Below are 14,625 nucleotides of genomic sequence, written 5' to 3' on the forward strand. Positions count from 1 at the left end.
TGTCACCGCCCCGCCCGTGATCCGGTTCAACAGGAAACGAGGGCAGGGAGTGCTATGTTTGTCTCGATTTTGCAACTAATGGGTTTTCCTCTGGGTAAGCCTGTACACTCGCGCGCCGAAGAAACCCGCTCTGAGAGGCCCTTAAAGGACCCCAAGGCGACTGCAGCCACCAGCGACGATGTGCAGGCCGAACCTGCCAGGAGACAAGAAGTGAACGCGAAATCCGGGAAAGATAGCAAGGCCAAAGAGGCCCCCACCAAAGCCAAGCCTCCTGCAAAAAAGGCCGCAGCCCCAGTTGCCGTCAAGGCCGCTGCCAAATCCACCGCCAAGCCGGTTGCTAAAACAGCCGCTAAAGCACCTGTCGCTACCCCCATGAGCAGCCCAGCCGCTGTCAAAAAACCGGTTCCTGCCCCTGTGAAAACTTCTACCAAAGTCGCTGAAAAAGCACCCGTCAAGTCCACTGTCAAAGCGGCGGCTCCTGCAAAGGCGAAAGCTGTAGTGGAGAAGGTCGCTGCCAAAGTCGTGGCGGCGCCTGTTGCTGCTCCTGTCGTGGCTGCGCCTGCGAAAGCCGGGCGCCCCTCTTCACGCTTGGCGCAGCTGACCGTGCCGTCCATGGCGCAGTCTGTGGCGTCAACCGCTGCAAAAGCGAGTTATAACCAGTCTATGTCGTCCCCTGTTATTGCCCCCGTGATCCCTGCTATTGTGAAAAAAGACGCGAAACTTGCCAATAATTGGAAAAACAAAACGGTGACCGAAATGACGGATGCTGAACTGTTGGCGATGCCTGATTCTGAATACATGAACGAGATGCAGATGGCCTACTTCCGTCTGAAGCTTGTTGAGCTCAAGCGTGGCATTTTGGCCAGTGCCGGAGAGACGACCGAGCACCTGCGTGAAGACACATCGGTGGTGCCTGATCCTGCGGATCGTGCAACGATTGAGGAAGAGCACGCCTTGGAGCTGCGTACACGGGACCGCGAGCGCAAGCTGCTGAAGAAAATCGAGCAGTCCATCGGCCGCATTGATTCAGGCGACTATGGCTACTGCGATGAAACCGGTGAGCCCATCGGCGTCGGCCGGTTGTTGGCACGCCCCACCGCGACCTTGTCGCTCGAAGCGCAGCAGCGCCGTGAACTCAAGCAGAAAATGTTCGGGGATTAATCCTCCGGCACTCCCAACTATTCACGGCGGATATGGCAACTAAAGACGAGCGACCCGGCCTCCTTTCGAAGGTGGCGATGTTCGTCCGCAATCCGACCAAGGACTGGTCGGAGTTGTCACGGACCGATACCGAGCCCGACAGTGCCTATGACAAACAAGCCCTGAAGGCGATGATCGAGCGCAAGCGGCAAAACGATTTTGTTCGCAAGCGTGAGTTTGATCAGCTGCGTAAATTGCGTAATCGGGACCCTTCGGCCGCGGCGAACCTTGCCCGACCCTCTTTCTTTCAGAGCAGCATTCCCACGGATCCGGATGGTCGGGCTGTGACGCTCAAGAAGATTGACGAAATCGAAGCCCAGATGTCCAAGCAGTGGTGGAAGGGCAAGCAAGACGCCATGACGGGTGCCCAGCCTGCCGCGATGTCGGGTATGCCGGTACCCATGCCGGCGGCACCCGCCCTGACACCCGATGATTCCATCCCGGAAACTGAAGCGTTTCCGATGTCCATTCCCTCACCCGCTGAGGCGACGGGGACTCACCACCCGCAGCGCCGCCCTGTACCGGCGGCGTTTTCATCGGGTCCTCAGACAGAATATGCGCCGACCGTGATGGGGGCCGGCATGCCGCCGGTGTCTACGCACATACCGCTGGCACCCGTGGTGACGGGTACGGTCTCGCACATTACTGCCGATGTGTCGGAGGTCAGCTTCTCCTCGTCGAAGTTGTTTGCGATGGATGTGGCTGATATGACCACCGACCCGGAGCTCGAAGAGGCCGCTATCCGCTTTGCCAACGGTGACGATGCAGGCGCTGAAAGCGGTCTGCTGGAGGCCTTGCAGCGTGGAACGCCGGACGCTGAAATTGCTTTCAATTGGGCGGCTGCGCTCATGGATTTGTACCGTGCCACCCAGAATCGCGACAAGTTCGACTGGGCTACGGTGGAGTTCGCCCATCTTTGGAATGGTCGCGTCCCCGGTTGGGAAGTCATGATTCTGGATACCGCATTCGGATCCGACACGACGGCAGCGGCCCCCTTTGTGCCAGAGTCGGTACCAGGCGAGTTCGGCACGGAGGCCGCCATGTGGACCAGTCCTGCTGTGCTGGATGTGGCTGCGATGGAGTCCTTGCGCTCGGTCTTGGCAAGCCAAGCGATGCCGTGGACGCTCGCTTGGGGTGGCGTGCGGCGTATCGACCCTGAGGCCATGGGCTTGTTGGGCGGACTTTTCTCCAGTCTTTGTGATGAGCCGGTTGCCTTGCGATTCGTGGGCGCAGATGCGCTTCTCGAGGCACTGAAAGCGGCGACACCCTCTTCCGTCAGATCGGTAGAGTCGTCATGGTGGAATGTGCGCCTGAATGCCTTGCGGACCATGCAGCTGCTCGATGAGTTTGAGCTGGTGGCACTGGACTACTGCGTTACCTATGAGGTCTCGCCCCCCGCATGGGAGCCGCCGCGCTGTGACTACGCGACGTGGAGCCCTCGCGCTGTGGGTGGGTCAACGGCCGATTTCATTGCGACAGTGCCTATGGGTCTGGGTACCGTTACGGTCAGCAGTCAGGAGTTGCGTGGTGAGGTCTTGGGTGACGCGGCGGCCCTGCTGGCTGGCTTAGACAGCGCGAAAGATGCGTCCAACAACTTGTCGATCTCGTGCCGGTTTCTCGTGCGGGTGGACTTCGCGGCGGCAGGAAGCATTTTGAACTGGGTTGCCCTGCGGCAAGCCGAGGGCTGTATGGTGCAGTTTCAAGACGTTCACCGCCTGGCCGCCGCTTTCTTTAATGTGATCGGTATCGGCGAACACGCCCGGATAATTCCCCGCGCGCTGTAACTTCGGTCGCGAGTTGGCGGCACCTCCCGGGCTTGCATTGCCCGCTTTCATCTTTATTTCTCTCCCATGGAACAATTTCACGGAACCACCATCATCAGTGTGCGACGCCAAACCCCGGAGGGCGTGCAGGTCGCCATCGGAGGGGATGGGCAAGTCACATTGGGGCATATTGTTGTCAAAGGTACAGCGCGCAAAGTCCGCAAGCTCTACCATGGCAAGGTTTTGGCGGGGTTTGCCGGGGCAACAGCAGACGCTTTTACCTTGTTTGAGCGTTTTGAAGCCAAGTTGGAAAAGCACCAGGGCCATCTGGTGCGAGCCGCCATTGAACTCACCAAAGATTGGCGCACCGACCGCGTGTTGCGAAAGCTGGAGGCGATGCTGGCAGTCGCCGACAAAGATGCATCCTTGATCATCACCGGCAATGGAGATGTGTTGGAGCCGGAGAATGGCATTGTCACCATCGGTTCGGGTGGTGCGTATGCCCAGGCGGCAGCGGTCGCTCTACTCAACCATTCGGATCTGCCCGCTGCAGAGATCGTGAAGCGCTCGCTGGAAATTGCCGGCGAACTGTGCATCTACACCAACATGCACCACACGATCGAGACCTTGTAATTTTTTGATTTCTGATTCGCTGTTATGCAAACACTCACACCTCAAGGCATCGTTGCCGAGTTGGACAAACATATTGTTGGTCAGGCACAGGCCAAGCGCGCAGTCGCGATTGCCTTGCGCAACCGCTGGCGCCGCCAAATGGTGGAAGGGGATTTGCGCCAGGAAATCACGCCCAAAAACATCTTGATGATCGGGCCCACCGGTGTCGGTAAAACCGAAATCGCCCGGCGACTCGCCCGGCTGGCGGATGCGCCTTTCATTAAGGTGGAAGCGACCAAATTTACCGAAGTCGGCTACGTGGGAAAAGATGTAGATGCCATCATCCGCGACTTGGCGGAAATAGCCATCAAGCAAACGAGAGAGCAGGAAAAGCACAAGGTGGCCCGTCGTGCCGAAGAGGCCGCGGAAGAGCGCATCCTGGACATCCTGGTGCCCCTGCCACGGGGAGATGGCAGCTCGTCTGTGACAGACTCGCCGGAGAGCAGCACCCGACAGACCTTCCGCAAGAAGCTGCGGGAGGGGCAACTTGATGACCGCGAGATTGAGTTAGATCTCGCCATGCCTGCGCCCAATCTCGAAGTCATGGGGCCAGCGGGTATGGAGGAAATGACAGAGCAACTTCGCGGGCTGTTCGGCCAGATAGGGCAAGGCAAAAAGCAGACCCGCAAGTTGCGAATTGCCGAGGCTGCGAAGCTCCTGGCCGAGGAAGAGGCCGCCAAGTTGGTCAACGAAGAGCACATCAAGACCCAAGCGATCCAGAACTTGGAGCAAAGCGGCATTGTGTTTATCGATGAAATTGATAAGGTCACCTCCCGCAGTGAGGGGAGTGGCGCCGAGGTGTCCCGGCAAGGGGTGCAGCGCGACCTGCTTCCGTTGGTGGAGGGAACCACCGTTACCACCAAATACGGCATGGTGAAAACGGACCACATTTTGTTTGTTGCATCGGGTGCTTTTCACCTGAGCAAGCCCAGTGATTTGATTCCGGAGTTGCAAGGGCGCTTTCCCATCCGGGTCGAATTGCAATCCCTGTCGATTCAGGACTTTGAAGCTATCTTGACGCAGACCCACGCGTCGTTGATCAAGCAATACCAGGCACTTCTGGCCACCGAGGGGGTGAAGCTGGAATTCACGCCCCAAGGCATAACCCGTTTGGCCCAGATAGCGTTTGAGGTCAATGAGCGCACTGAAAACATCGGCGCCCGCCGTTTGGCCACGGTCATGGAGCGACTGCTCGATGACGTGAGCTTCAATGCGGATGATCTGGGCGGACAAACAGTCCAGATCGATGCCGACTATGTTGAGCAACGTCTGGGAGCGCTCAGCCAGGACGAAGATTTGTCCCGATTTATTCTGTGATTCGTGAAAAAACGGATAAACGGTATTCGCTTCAAGCATCACTTTCAGAGCCACTGCTAAGTGCTTAATTTAGAACGGTTTTTGAGGTCTCGCAGCCTTTAGAAACGCGTCTAAGTCCTTGATTTCATTGGAAAAAATTCGCGCAAGGCATCTTGCGAATAACCCTTTTGCTGATACAGTGCAAAAAAGTGCAATTAAGTGGTGAAAAGTGCCCTGAAATTGCTGTTTGAATGCCGTCGCAGTGAAAAGGTGGTTCTTCCGTGTTCCAAGGGGCTTCGTCTCTCAGTCTTGATGCCAAAGGTCGCCTGTCGGTGCCGACACGGCATCGTGACGTCTTGAGCGCGACTGCGGCCGGCCAACTCACGATCACCAAACACCCGCACGGATGCTTGATGGTGTTTCCGCGCCCCGAGTGGGAGAAATTCCGGGAGCGTATTGCTGCGCTGCCCATGTCGGCGCAGTGGTGGAAGCGGATATTTCTCGGAAATGCCATGGATGTCGACATGGATGGCACCGGTCGTGTCCTGATTTCCCCTGAGCTCCGCGAATCTGCCGGAATTGCCAAAGACACCATGCTGCTTGGCATGGGGAATCATTTTGAGTTGTGGGACAAAGCGACCTACGACGAACAAGAGGCCAAGGCGATGCAGGGCGAGATGCCCGATGTCTTCAAGGACTTTTCTTTTTAAGGCCTGACGGTGGAAGCTCCTCGGATCCATACCACCGTGCTGTTGAACGAAGCGGTTGATGCCTTGTTCAGCGACGGCGGCACCCCCTTTGCCTCGGCGGCTCAAGCGACCTACGTGGACGCAACCTTCGGTCGCGGCGGTCATTCGCGGCTGATTTTGTCGCGCCTCGACAGCGCAGGCCGGCTGATTGCATTTGATCGCGATCCCGAGGCGGTAGCCCAGGCGGCGTTGGTAGATGACAGCCGGTTTTCTATCCGCCACGAGGGCTTTTCCAATCTCGGGGTACTCGCCCCGGGCAGTGTCGGCGGTTTGCTGATGGATTTGGGGGTGAGTTCGCCCCAGATCGATAGTCCGGAGCGGGGCTTCAGCTTCCGCTTTGAAGGTCCTTTGGACATGCGCATGGACACCACGCGCGGTGAGAGTGTGGCCCAGTGGCTGGAAACAGCCGAGATCAATCAAATCGCGGAGGTGATACGTGAATATGGTGAAGAACGGTTTGCTGGGGCAATTGCAAAGGCGATTGTTGCTCGCCGACAGGAACGGGGGCCAATTTCAACCACCTCCGAGTTGGCCCAACTCGTGGCTGACACGGTCAAAACCCGCGAGCCGGGCCAGAACCCTGCAACGCGCACATTTCAGGCTTTTCGGATTTTCATCAACGCCGAGCTTGAGGAGTTGCAACAGGCGTTAGCGGCGAGTCTGGATGTGCTGGAGCCGGGTGGTCGGCTTGCTGTGATCAGCTTCCATTCATTGGAAGACCGCATCGTGAAGCAATTTATCGCCAAGCACTCCAAGGAAGAGTACGACCGCCGCGCACCTTTTGCCGCGCCGAAAGTCATGAAGCTCAAGGCTTTGGGACGCATCAAGCCGTCTGCCGAGGAGGTTGCTGCGAACCCGCGTTCGCGTAGTGCGATTTTGCGCGTAGCGCAAAGGATGCCGGCATGATCCGCATCAACCTCATGCTCATGGTGGCGGTGGTTATCAGTGCGCTCTACCTGGTGGGCGTGCAGTATGAATCGCGTCGTCTTTTCACGGAGTTGGACAAAGCGCGCGCCGATTCGCGTCGCCTGGAAACCGAATTCGGGCGCTTGCAGGTCGCTAAAAGAGAGCAGGCCACCTCGGCCCGTGTCGAGCAGCTTGCCCGCGAAAAGTTGCAGATGCGGCAGGTTACCCCGGCGATTACGAGCTACGTCACTTACACCGCACCGGCTGCAAAAAGTGTCCCTGAGACACTGCCAGCCAAGAAGGGCGCCGAGTGACACGCCGCGGCATTCAGTACACCTCCAGCCCGTTGCTGGCCAGCCGCACACCGGTGTGGCGCAGCAAGTTCGTGGTGGGCGCCATTGCGCTGGGCTTTACCGGTCTGGTAGCCCGGGCTGCCTACATTCAGGTGTACGCCAATGACTTTTTTATCAAGCAGGGTGAAGTGCGTTTTGCGCGCACGATCGATCTTCCTGCGGACCGGGGCCGTATCCTGGATCGCAATGGGCTGATCCTCGGCTCCAGCGTTCCGGCGCCCAGCATCTGGGCCATTCCGGAAGACGTGGCTCTCGAAAAAGGCCAGCTCACGCAGCTGGCCAAGCTGTTGGATATGCCGGCGGCTGACATCTCCAAGAAGCTGGCCGATGAAGACAAATCATTTGTCTGGATCAAGCGGCAGGTGGATGCCGATGTCGCCAAGAAAATCGCCGAGCTCAATATCAAGGGCATCTACCAGCGCAAGGAATACAAGCGGCAATACCCCGAAGGCGAAGCTGCGGCGCACATTGTCGGTTTCACGAATGTGGAGGACAACGGCCAAGAGGGCGTCGAGCTTATGTTCAACAAGGAGTTGTTAGGCCGCCCCGGCATGCGCCACGTGATCAAGGACCGGTTGGGGCGCGCCGTGGAAAACGTAGGCGAAACCGTTGCGCCGGTGCCAGGGCGTGATTTGCAGCTCAGCATTGACAGCAAAGTGCAGTTCTTTGCCTACCAGAAGCTGCGCGAAGCGGTGACCACCAACAAGGCCAAGGCAGGAAGCGTGGTGGTGTTGGATGCCATCACCGGCGAGGTGCTGGCCCTTGCCAACTACCCCAGCTACACCCCCGACAAGCGCAAGAATCTGACCGGCGAGCAACTGCGTAACCGCGCCCTGACCGATACGTTTGAGCCCGGCTCGGTCATGAAGCCGTTCACGGTGGGCTTGGCCTTGGACACCGGCCGTGTCAAGCCCAGCACCGTGATCGACACTGCACCCGGCTCCGTCACGATCACGGGGGCCACCATCCGCGACTCCCATCCCCATGGAGCCTTGACTGTAGAGCAGGTGATTCAGGTGTCCAGCAACGTGGGCACCACCAAACTCGCCATGCAAATGCCTGCGAGCGAGATGTGGCAAACCTTTTCCCAAGCGGGTTTCGGGCAGAAGCCACAGGTCGAATTTCCCGGCGTCGTGTCCGGCCGGCTCCGTCCCTACAAGTCGTGGCGGCCCATTGAGCAAGCCACGGTTTCTTATGGGTACGGCATGTCGGCCTCCCTGTTCCAGATGGTGCGCTCTTACACCGTGTTTTCCCATGGCGGGCAGATCATTCCGGCCACTCTGCTGAAAACCAGTACGCCCGCCGTGGGCGTACAGGTGTTTTCGGAGCAAACAGCTGCCCGGGTCCGTCACATGTTGAAAATGGCTGCGGGCCCTGGCGGTACGGCCCCGAAAGCCCAGACCATCGGGTACTCGGTGGGCGGAAAGTCCGGTACCGCTTACAAGCAAATCGGCAAAGGCTACGGTTCTGATGGCAACCGCAAGTACCGCAGTTGGTTTGTCGGCATGGCCCCGATCGACGAGCCGCGCATCATTGTGGGCGTCATGCTCGATGAGCCAAGCGCCGGCAAATACTATGGCGGCGAAGTGGCCGCACCTGTTTTTAGCGAAACCGTGCAACAGACCTTGCGCATGATGGGTGTGCAGCCCGATATGGCAGTGCAGCCGCATATCCAAGCCTCCACCGTGGAGGAAAGTTTCTGATGCCCGTGTTCACTCAGGCCCCTCAAGCGGTTGCATGGCTGCGTGAGCGCGGAGTGCAGTCTTTGACGACGGACAGTCGCGAGGCCGGCATGAGCGACGCCTTTATCGCGTGGCCCGGTGCCGCAACAGATCCGCGCCGCTTTGTGCCTGCCGCCTTGGCGCAGGGCGCGCTCGCCTGTGTGGTGGAGCAGGCAGGGGCGGATGCCTTGGGCCTTGACCCGGCCCGCGTGGCCACCTTTGCAGGCCTGAAAGCGGGCTCAGGCCCGATCGCCGCGGAGTTTTACGGAGCCCCCTCCCAGGAGCTGGCGGTGTTGGCTGTCACGGGCACCAACGGCAAGACCAGCACGGCTTGGTGGCTGGCGCAGGCCTTGGCGTCTGTCGAGGGCGCGCAGGCCATGCCGTGCGGGGTCATAGGTACCCTCGGCGTCGGCCGTCCACCAGAATTGACGACCACGGGGTTCACTACCCCTGACCCCGTCTTGCTGCAGAGAACCCTGCGTAGTTTTGTGGCGCAAGGGCTCAGCGCCTGTGCGATTGAGGCCTCGTCCATCGGCATCGAAGAAATGCGCATGGCGGGTACCCAGATTCACACCGCCATTTTTACCAACTTCACCCAAGACCATCTCGATTACCACGGCAGCATGTCCGCCTACTGGGCCGCCAAGCGCGCGTTGTTTGCATGGAAGGGCCTCAAGGCCGCCGTTGTCAATGTGGACGACGACAAAGGTATGGAGCTGGCCACGGAGCTGGAGTCTTCGGGCTTGGATCTTTGGACCGTCGGGGTTCATCGCGCGGCCCGACTGCAAGCCCGCGACATCACCCACGCTGCAAAAGGCCTTGTTTTTGAGGTGGTGGAGGGCGCGCAAGCGGTGCGCCTGCAGTCGCAGGTCATCGGTAGCTACAACGTGTCCAACCTGTTGGGTGTGATCGCGACCATGCGTGCGCAAGGCATTGACCTGCACGCGGCAGTGACTGCGTGTGCCGAACTCTTGCCGGTGCCGGGCCGCATGGAGTGTGTGGGTGGCGATGGTGCGCCTTTGGTTGCGGTGGATTACGCCCATACCCCGGATGCGCTCGACCAGGCTCTGCGTGCTTTGCAGCCGGTCGCGCGCAGCCGCGGTGGCCGACTCTGGTGCGTCTTCGGCTGTGGCGGGGACCGTGATGCCACCAAGCGCCCCCTGATGGGTGCGGTGGCGGCCTCCCGCGCCGACCGCGCGGTGGTTACCAGTGACAACCCCCGGAGTGAAAAGCCGGAGTCCATCGTGGCGCAGATTCTTCTGGGCATGGTGGAGTGCCCGCATGCTGATGTGCAAGTAGACCGCGGCGAAGCCATCGCCCGCGCCATTGCCGAAGCTGCTGCGCAAGATGTCGTGCTCCTGGCCGGCAAAGGCCATGAAGAGACGCAAGAAGTGGCAGGCATCAAAACCCCGTTTTCTGACCTTGCGCACGCCAAGGCCGCGCTCCAGCGGCGTCAAGCGATTCCCGGAGTTGCCGCATGAACCCCTTGATGACTTTGGCCGACGCACAGCGCCTGCTCCCTGGTGCCCGGGTGGTAGGCGACTCTGCGGTGAGCCTTGCGCGGGTGCACACGGATACCCGCACGATTGAGCCCGGAGATTTCTTCGTAGCCCTCCAAGGTGAGCGCTTTGATGCCAACCTCATGTTGCACGAATCGCAGGCCAAGGGCGCCTCTGCGGTGATGTGCCATGCAGGGCTACCGGAGTCCGCCTACCCCGCAGGGCTCCCCCGGCTGGAGGTGGCAGACACCCGCTTGGCATTGGCGGAGTTGGCTGCCGCGTGGCGCGCGCAGTTCCGGATTCCCTTGATCGCCGTGACAGGCAGCAATGGCAAGACCACGGTCACCCAAATGGTCGCCAGCATCTTGCACACCCACGCACCGGACGGTGCTGCGCTTGCGACGGTCGGCAATTTCAACAACGACATTGGCGTTCCGCTCACATTGCTGCGCCTGCGTCCGACCCACCGCATTGCTGTCGTCGAGCTGGGCATGAATCACCCCGGTGAGATTGCAGGCCTGGCCGCCATGGCCCGCCCGACGGTGGCGCTGGTCAACAACGCCCAGCGTGAGCACTTGGAGTTCATGCACACCATTGAAGCCGTGGCGCGCGAAAACGGCAGTGTGTTGAGCGCCTTGCCTGCCGATGGCGTGGCCGTGTTTCCTGCGGATGATGACTACGCCCCTCTGTGGCGCTCACTGGCTGCTAGCCGTTCCGTGACCGGCTTTACGGCTGCGGCTGAGGGCGCGGAGGTGAGTTTGCTGAATGCTTCCTGGCAAGAAGGTGCCTGGTCCGTGCAGGCCGCCAGCCCGCAAGGCCCCCTGCAGTTCCGGCTGGCCATTGCAGGGCGTCACAACGTCAAAAACGCACTGGCCGCTGCCGCGTGCGCCTTGTCCGCCGGAGTGCCTCCTGGTGCGGTCGTACGGGGGCTTGAAGCGTTTGTGCCGGTCAAAGGCCGTTGCCGTGCTGTGCAGGTTCGCCACGGGGAATGCAATTTCACCTTGGTAGACGACACCTACAACGCCAACCCCGACTCCATGCGCGCCGCCATCGATGTGCTGGCCGATCTGCCCGGCCCGCGCCTGCTGGTGATCGGCGACATGGGTGAAGTCGGTGAGCAGGGCCCTGCCTTTCATGCGGAAGCCGGCCGCTACGCCCGGGAAGCCGGCATTGAGCATGTGCTGGCCCTCGGCGAGGCGAGCGCTTTTGCCGTGCAAGAAATGCCGGCTGCGCGCCATTTTGATTCGTTAGACACCTTGTTGCCGGCCACCCGTGCCGTGTTGCCCGGCGTCGCCAGTGTGTTGGTCAAAGGCTCGCGCTTCATGCGTATGGAGCGTGTGGTGGAGGCGCTATCTGCCGGCCCCGCACGGGAGGTGGCATCCCATGCTGCATGATTTGTTTGGAGAAATTACATGTTCCTGAGCCTGGCCCAATGGCTGCAAGGTTTGTCCCCCGAGTTCGGATTTTTCCGGGTCTTTCAGTACCTGACCTTCCGCGCGGTCATGTCGGCGCTCACCGCATTGCTGATCGGCTTGTTGGCCGGCCCTGCCGTGATCCGTCGGCTGCGCGCCCTGAAAATCGGCCAGCCGATCCGCGGCTACGGCATGGAAACCCACCTCGCCAAGAGCGGCACCCCGACCATGGGCGGCGTTTTGATTCTGCTGTGCATTGCCACCGCCACGCTGCTGTGGGCTGATTTGTCCAACCGCTTTGTCTGGATCGTATTGATTGTGACCCTCGGCTTCGGTGCGATCGGCTGGGCGGACGACTGGCGCAAAGTGGTCCACAAGGACCCCGAGGGCATGCGCTCCCGGGAGAAGTATTTCTGGCAGAGTCTCATCGGCCTGCTGGCGGCGCTCTATCTGGTGTTCAGTATTTCTGAAAGCTCCAACCTCCGGGTGCTGGAGCTCTTCTTCAATTGGGTTGCCTCCGGCTTTGATGTGAACCTGCCCCCCAAGGCCGGGTTGCTGCTGCCGTTTATCAAAGAAGTCAGCTACCCCTTGGGGGTTTTGGGCTTTGTGGTCATGACCTATCTGGTGATTGTGGGTTCCAGCAATGCGGTGAATCTGACCGACGGTCTAGACGGCCTGGCCATCATGCCGGTGGTGATGGTGGGCTCCGCACTGGGTGTGTTTGCCTATGTGACCGGCAGCTCGGTGTTCTCCAAATACTTGTTGTTCCCCTACATTCCCGGCTCCGGCGAGTTGTTGATTTTCTGTTCCGCCATGGCGGGGGCCGGACTGGCCTTCTTGTGGTTCAACACCCACCCGGCACAAGTCTTCATGGGCGATGTGGGCGCACTCGCGCTGGGCGCAGCCTTGGGCACCATCGCCGTGATCGTGCGGCAGGAAATTGTCTTGGCCATCATGGGCGGCATTTTTGTGGCGGAAGCGGTGTCGGTGATGTTGCAAGTCACTTACTTCAAGTACACCAAGCGCCGCTTCGGCGAAGGCCGTCGTCTGCTGAAGATGGCGCCGCTGCACCACCATTTCGAGAAGTCCGGCTGGAAAGAGACCCAGGTCGTGGTCCGCTTCTGGATCATCACCATGCTGCTCTGCCTAGTGGGCCTCTCCACCTTGAAATTGCGATGAACAGCCCTGAGCAGCACCCCCCACAGGACAGCCCAATGACGCTGGTCGAGCCGACCAGCGTGCTGCCCTGCGACCCGGTCCCAGAGACCGCGGCGGTGGAGTTGCCCGCTGAAACAGTGCCCTCAGAGGCTCTCCCGCCGGTGCAGGCGCAGGTGCCGGCTCCGGCTGCTCCTGCTGGCCTGCCCACAACGCTCAGCGCAGCCAAAGACGCTGCCGAGTTTGTCGCCCGCATTTTTGCCGAAACCCAGGCCGAGAAAAAAGAAGCGGCTGAAGCGGATCTCGCCCCTTCGGATACAGAGAGCGCCGAGCCTGACAGCGCGTTGGCCGACGCAGTCGCAGAGCCCGTGGTCTTTGCGCCTTTGGCGGGTCAGCAGGTGCTGATCCTGGGCCTCGGTGCCTCCGGTCTGGCGATGGCGCGCTGGTGTGTTCTGGCGGGAGCCACTGAGGTCACCGTGGCCGATACCCGCGACGCACCGCCACAGTTGGCGGTGCTCCAGCAGGAGCTGCCCCAGGTGCGATTTGTGCCCGGTGCCTTCGATGCCCAGCTGGTGGAGGGCCAGAACCTCCACGCCGTCTACCGGTCGCCGGGGCTGAGTCCGGCAGATATTGCTCCTGTTTTAGGAGCGGCTAGCGCACATTCGATCTGGGTTGGCGGTGAATTAAGCTTGTATTCTCAAGGCCTGGAGACGCTGCGCGCCCAGCGCGCCTATGCGCCTGCGGTTCTGGCCATCACCGGCACCAACGGCAAAACAACCGTGACTTCGTTAACCGGTCAGCTGATGGCGCATGCCGGCAAAACAGTCGCCGTGGCGGGCAATATCGGCCCTACGTTGTTGGACACGCTCACACAGCATCTGGTGGCCGACACGCTGCCGGAGGTGTGGGTGCTCGAACTCTCCAGCTTCCAGCTGGACGCGGCCGGAAGTTTCGAGCCCACCGCAGCGGTGGTTCTCAACATCAGCCAAGACCATCTCGACTGGCACGGCAGCATGCCGGCCTACGCAGCGGCCAAGGCCCGTATCTTTGGTCAGCACGCCATGATGGTGCTGAACCGGGAAGACAGCGCCGTCATGGCCATGCGGCCCGAGCCCGTCAAGGTGCGCCTGCAGCGCCCGCAAGAGCGCGCTCACATCACCTTCGGCACCACCATGCCGCAGCGCCCGGGCGACTTTGGTATTGAAGAAGTCAATGGCATGGTCTGGTTGGTGCGCGCCCTGGAGGCAGACGAAACCCGCCGTCGTCGCAAGGACGAAGAGCCGGAAATCCATATCCAGCGCCTTATGCCTGCCGACGCCTTACGCATCCGCGGTCGGCACAACGCGAGCAACGCCTTGGCCGCCTTGGCCCTCTGCGCCGCGGCCGGCTGCTCACTGGCGGCGGTGCTCTATGGCCTGCGCGAATACCGCGGTGAGCCGCACCGCGTTGAGCCGATCGGCATTCTGAACGACGTGGAGTTCTTTGACGACAGCAAGGGCACCAATGTAGGCGCCACCGTAGCGGCCTTGCAGGGGCTAGGTGCCGACCGCCGCATCGTGGTCATCCTGGGGGGAGAGGGCAAAGGACAGGACTTCGCCCCGCTGGCCGGACCGGTGGAGCGCTTTGCCCGCGCTGCCGTGTTGATCGGTCGTGATGCGCCGCTGATTCGCGCCGCCCTGGAGCTCACCGGCGTGCCCCTGTTCGACGCAGACACTATGGCGGCCGCCGTGAACGTGGCCAATGCCAAGGCCCATGCCGGCGATGCCGTGCTGATGTCACCGGCCTGCGCCAGCTTTGACATGTTCAAGAACTACGAGCACCGTGCGCAGGTGTTTTGCGATGCCGTCAAAGACCTGGCCTTGGCCAATGGCACCGATCTGGAGCAGCTCGCATGAAGCT

The 14,625-nt window shown here is 60.7% G+C and carries 12 protein-coding genes; all 12 read left to right on the forward strand.

The genetic code is table 11. The features are described 5' to 3' along the window. The first annotated feature begins 210 nt into the window (after window positions 1-210). The 12 genes from dksA (at window position 211) to murD (ending at window position 14,621) form a co-directional block, all read left to right on the forward strand. Window positions 211-1,161, forward strand: coding sequence for an RNA polymerase-binding protein DksA (dksA, locus tag QZW03_RS09235; RefSeq protein ID WP_296509696.1), 951 nt, complete (start codon window positions 211-213; stop codon window positions 1,159-1,161). Window positions 1,162-1,193: 32 nt separating this feature from the next. Further along, window positions 1,194-2,984, forward strand: coding sequence for a hypothetical protein (locus QZW03_RS09240; RefSeq protein ID WP_296509697.1), 1,791 nt, complete (start codon window positions 1,194-1,196; stop codon window positions 2,982-2,984). A gap of 66 nt (window positions 2,985-3,050) precedes the next feature. Then, on the forward strand, window positions 3,051-3,596 hold the full coding sequence (hslV, locus tag QZW03_RS09245) for an ATP-dependent protease subunit HslV (protein ID WP_296509698.1): 546 nt from the start codon (window positions 3,051-3,053) through the stop codon (window positions 3,594-3,596). Window positions 3,597-3,620: 24 nt separating this feature from the next. Then, window positions 3,621-4,952 (forward strand): ATP-dependent protease ATPase subunit HslU, encoded by a 1,332-nt coding sequence (gene hslU / locus QZW03_RS09250; protein ID WP_296509699.1) that lies wholly within the window; start codon window positions 3,621-3,623, stop codon window positions 4,950-4,952. Window positions 4,953-5,212: 260 nt separating this feature from the next. After that, window positions 5,213-5,641, forward strand: coding sequence for a division/cell wall cluster transcriptional repressor MraZ (mraZ, locus tag QZW03_RS09255; RefSeq protein ID WP_296509700.1), 429 nt, complete (start codon window positions 5,213-5,215; stop codon window positions 5,639-5,641). A gap of 9 nt (window positions 5,642-5,650) precedes the next feature. Then, window positions 5,651-6,586, forward strand: a complete 936-nt coding sequence (rsmH, locus tag QZW03_RS09260; protein ID WP_296509701.1) for a 16S rRNA (cytosine(1402)-N(4))-methyltransferase RsmH — start codon at window positions 5,651-5,653, stop codon at window positions 6,584-6,586. After that, complete coding sequence (ftsL, locus tag QZW03_RS09265; RefSeq protein ID WP_296509702.1) at window positions 6,583-6,900, forward strand: cell division protein FtsL; 318 nt, start codon at window positions 6,583-6,585, stop codon at window positions 6,898-6,900. Before rsmH ends, ftsL begins: the two co-directional genes overlap by 4 nt. Then, the gene (locus tag QZW03_RS09270; protein ID WP_296509703.1) at window positions 6,897-8,642 is read left to right on the forward strand and encodes a penicillin-binding protein 2; all 1,746 of its coding nucleotides are present in this window, start codon (window positions 6,897-6,899) and stop codon (window positions 8,640-8,642) included. Before ftsL ends, QZW03_RS09270 begins: the two co-directional genes overlap by 4 nt. Continuing rightward, window positions 8,642-10,141: a UDP-N-acetylmuramoyl-L-alanyl-D-glutamate--2,6-diaminopimelate ligase gene (locus tag QZW03_RS09275; protein ID WP_296509704.1), complete on the forward strand. Its 1,500-nt coding sequence runs from the start codon at window positions 8,642-8,644 to the stop codon at window positions 10,139-10,141. Before QZW03_RS09270 ends, QZW03_RS09275 begins: the two co-directional genes overlap by 1 nt. Continuing rightward, window positions 10,138-11,553 (forward strand): UDP-N-acetylmuramoyl-tripeptide--D-alanyl-D-alanine ligase, encoded by a 1,416-nt coding sequence (murF, locus tag QZW03_RS09280; RefSeq protein ID WP_296509705.1) that lies wholly within the window; start codon window positions 10,138-10,140, stop codon window positions 11,551-11,553. The genes QZW03_RS09275 and murF overlap by 4 nt, the downstream gene beginning before the upstream one ends. A gap of 18 nt (window positions 11,554-11,571) precedes the next feature. Next, window positions 11,572-12,750 carry a phospho-N-acetylmuramoyl-pentapeptide-transferase gene (gene mraY / locus QZW03_RS09285; RefSeq protein ID WP_296509707.1) on the forward strand — a complete coding sequence of 393 codons (1,179 nt, stop codon included), beginning with the start codon at window positions 11,572-11,574 and terminating at the stop codon, window positions 12,748-12,750. Between the two features lie 35 nt (window positions 12,751-12,785). After that, on the forward strand, window positions 12,786-14,621 hold the full coding sequence (gene murD, locus QZW03_RS09290; RefSeq protein ID WP_296509708.1) for a UDP-N-acetylmuramoyl-L-alanine--D-glutamate ligase: 1,836 nt from the start codon (window positions 12,786-12,788) through the stop codon (window positions 14,619-14,621). The last annotated feature ends 4 nt before the right edge of the window (window positions 14,622-14,625 follow it).

The sequence above is a fragment of the Rhodoferax sp. genome (assembly GCF_013297935.1).
In the GTDB taxonomy this organism is placed as follows: Bacteria; Pseudomonadota; Gammaproteobacteria; order Burkholderiales; family Burkholderiaceae_C; genus Allorhodoferax.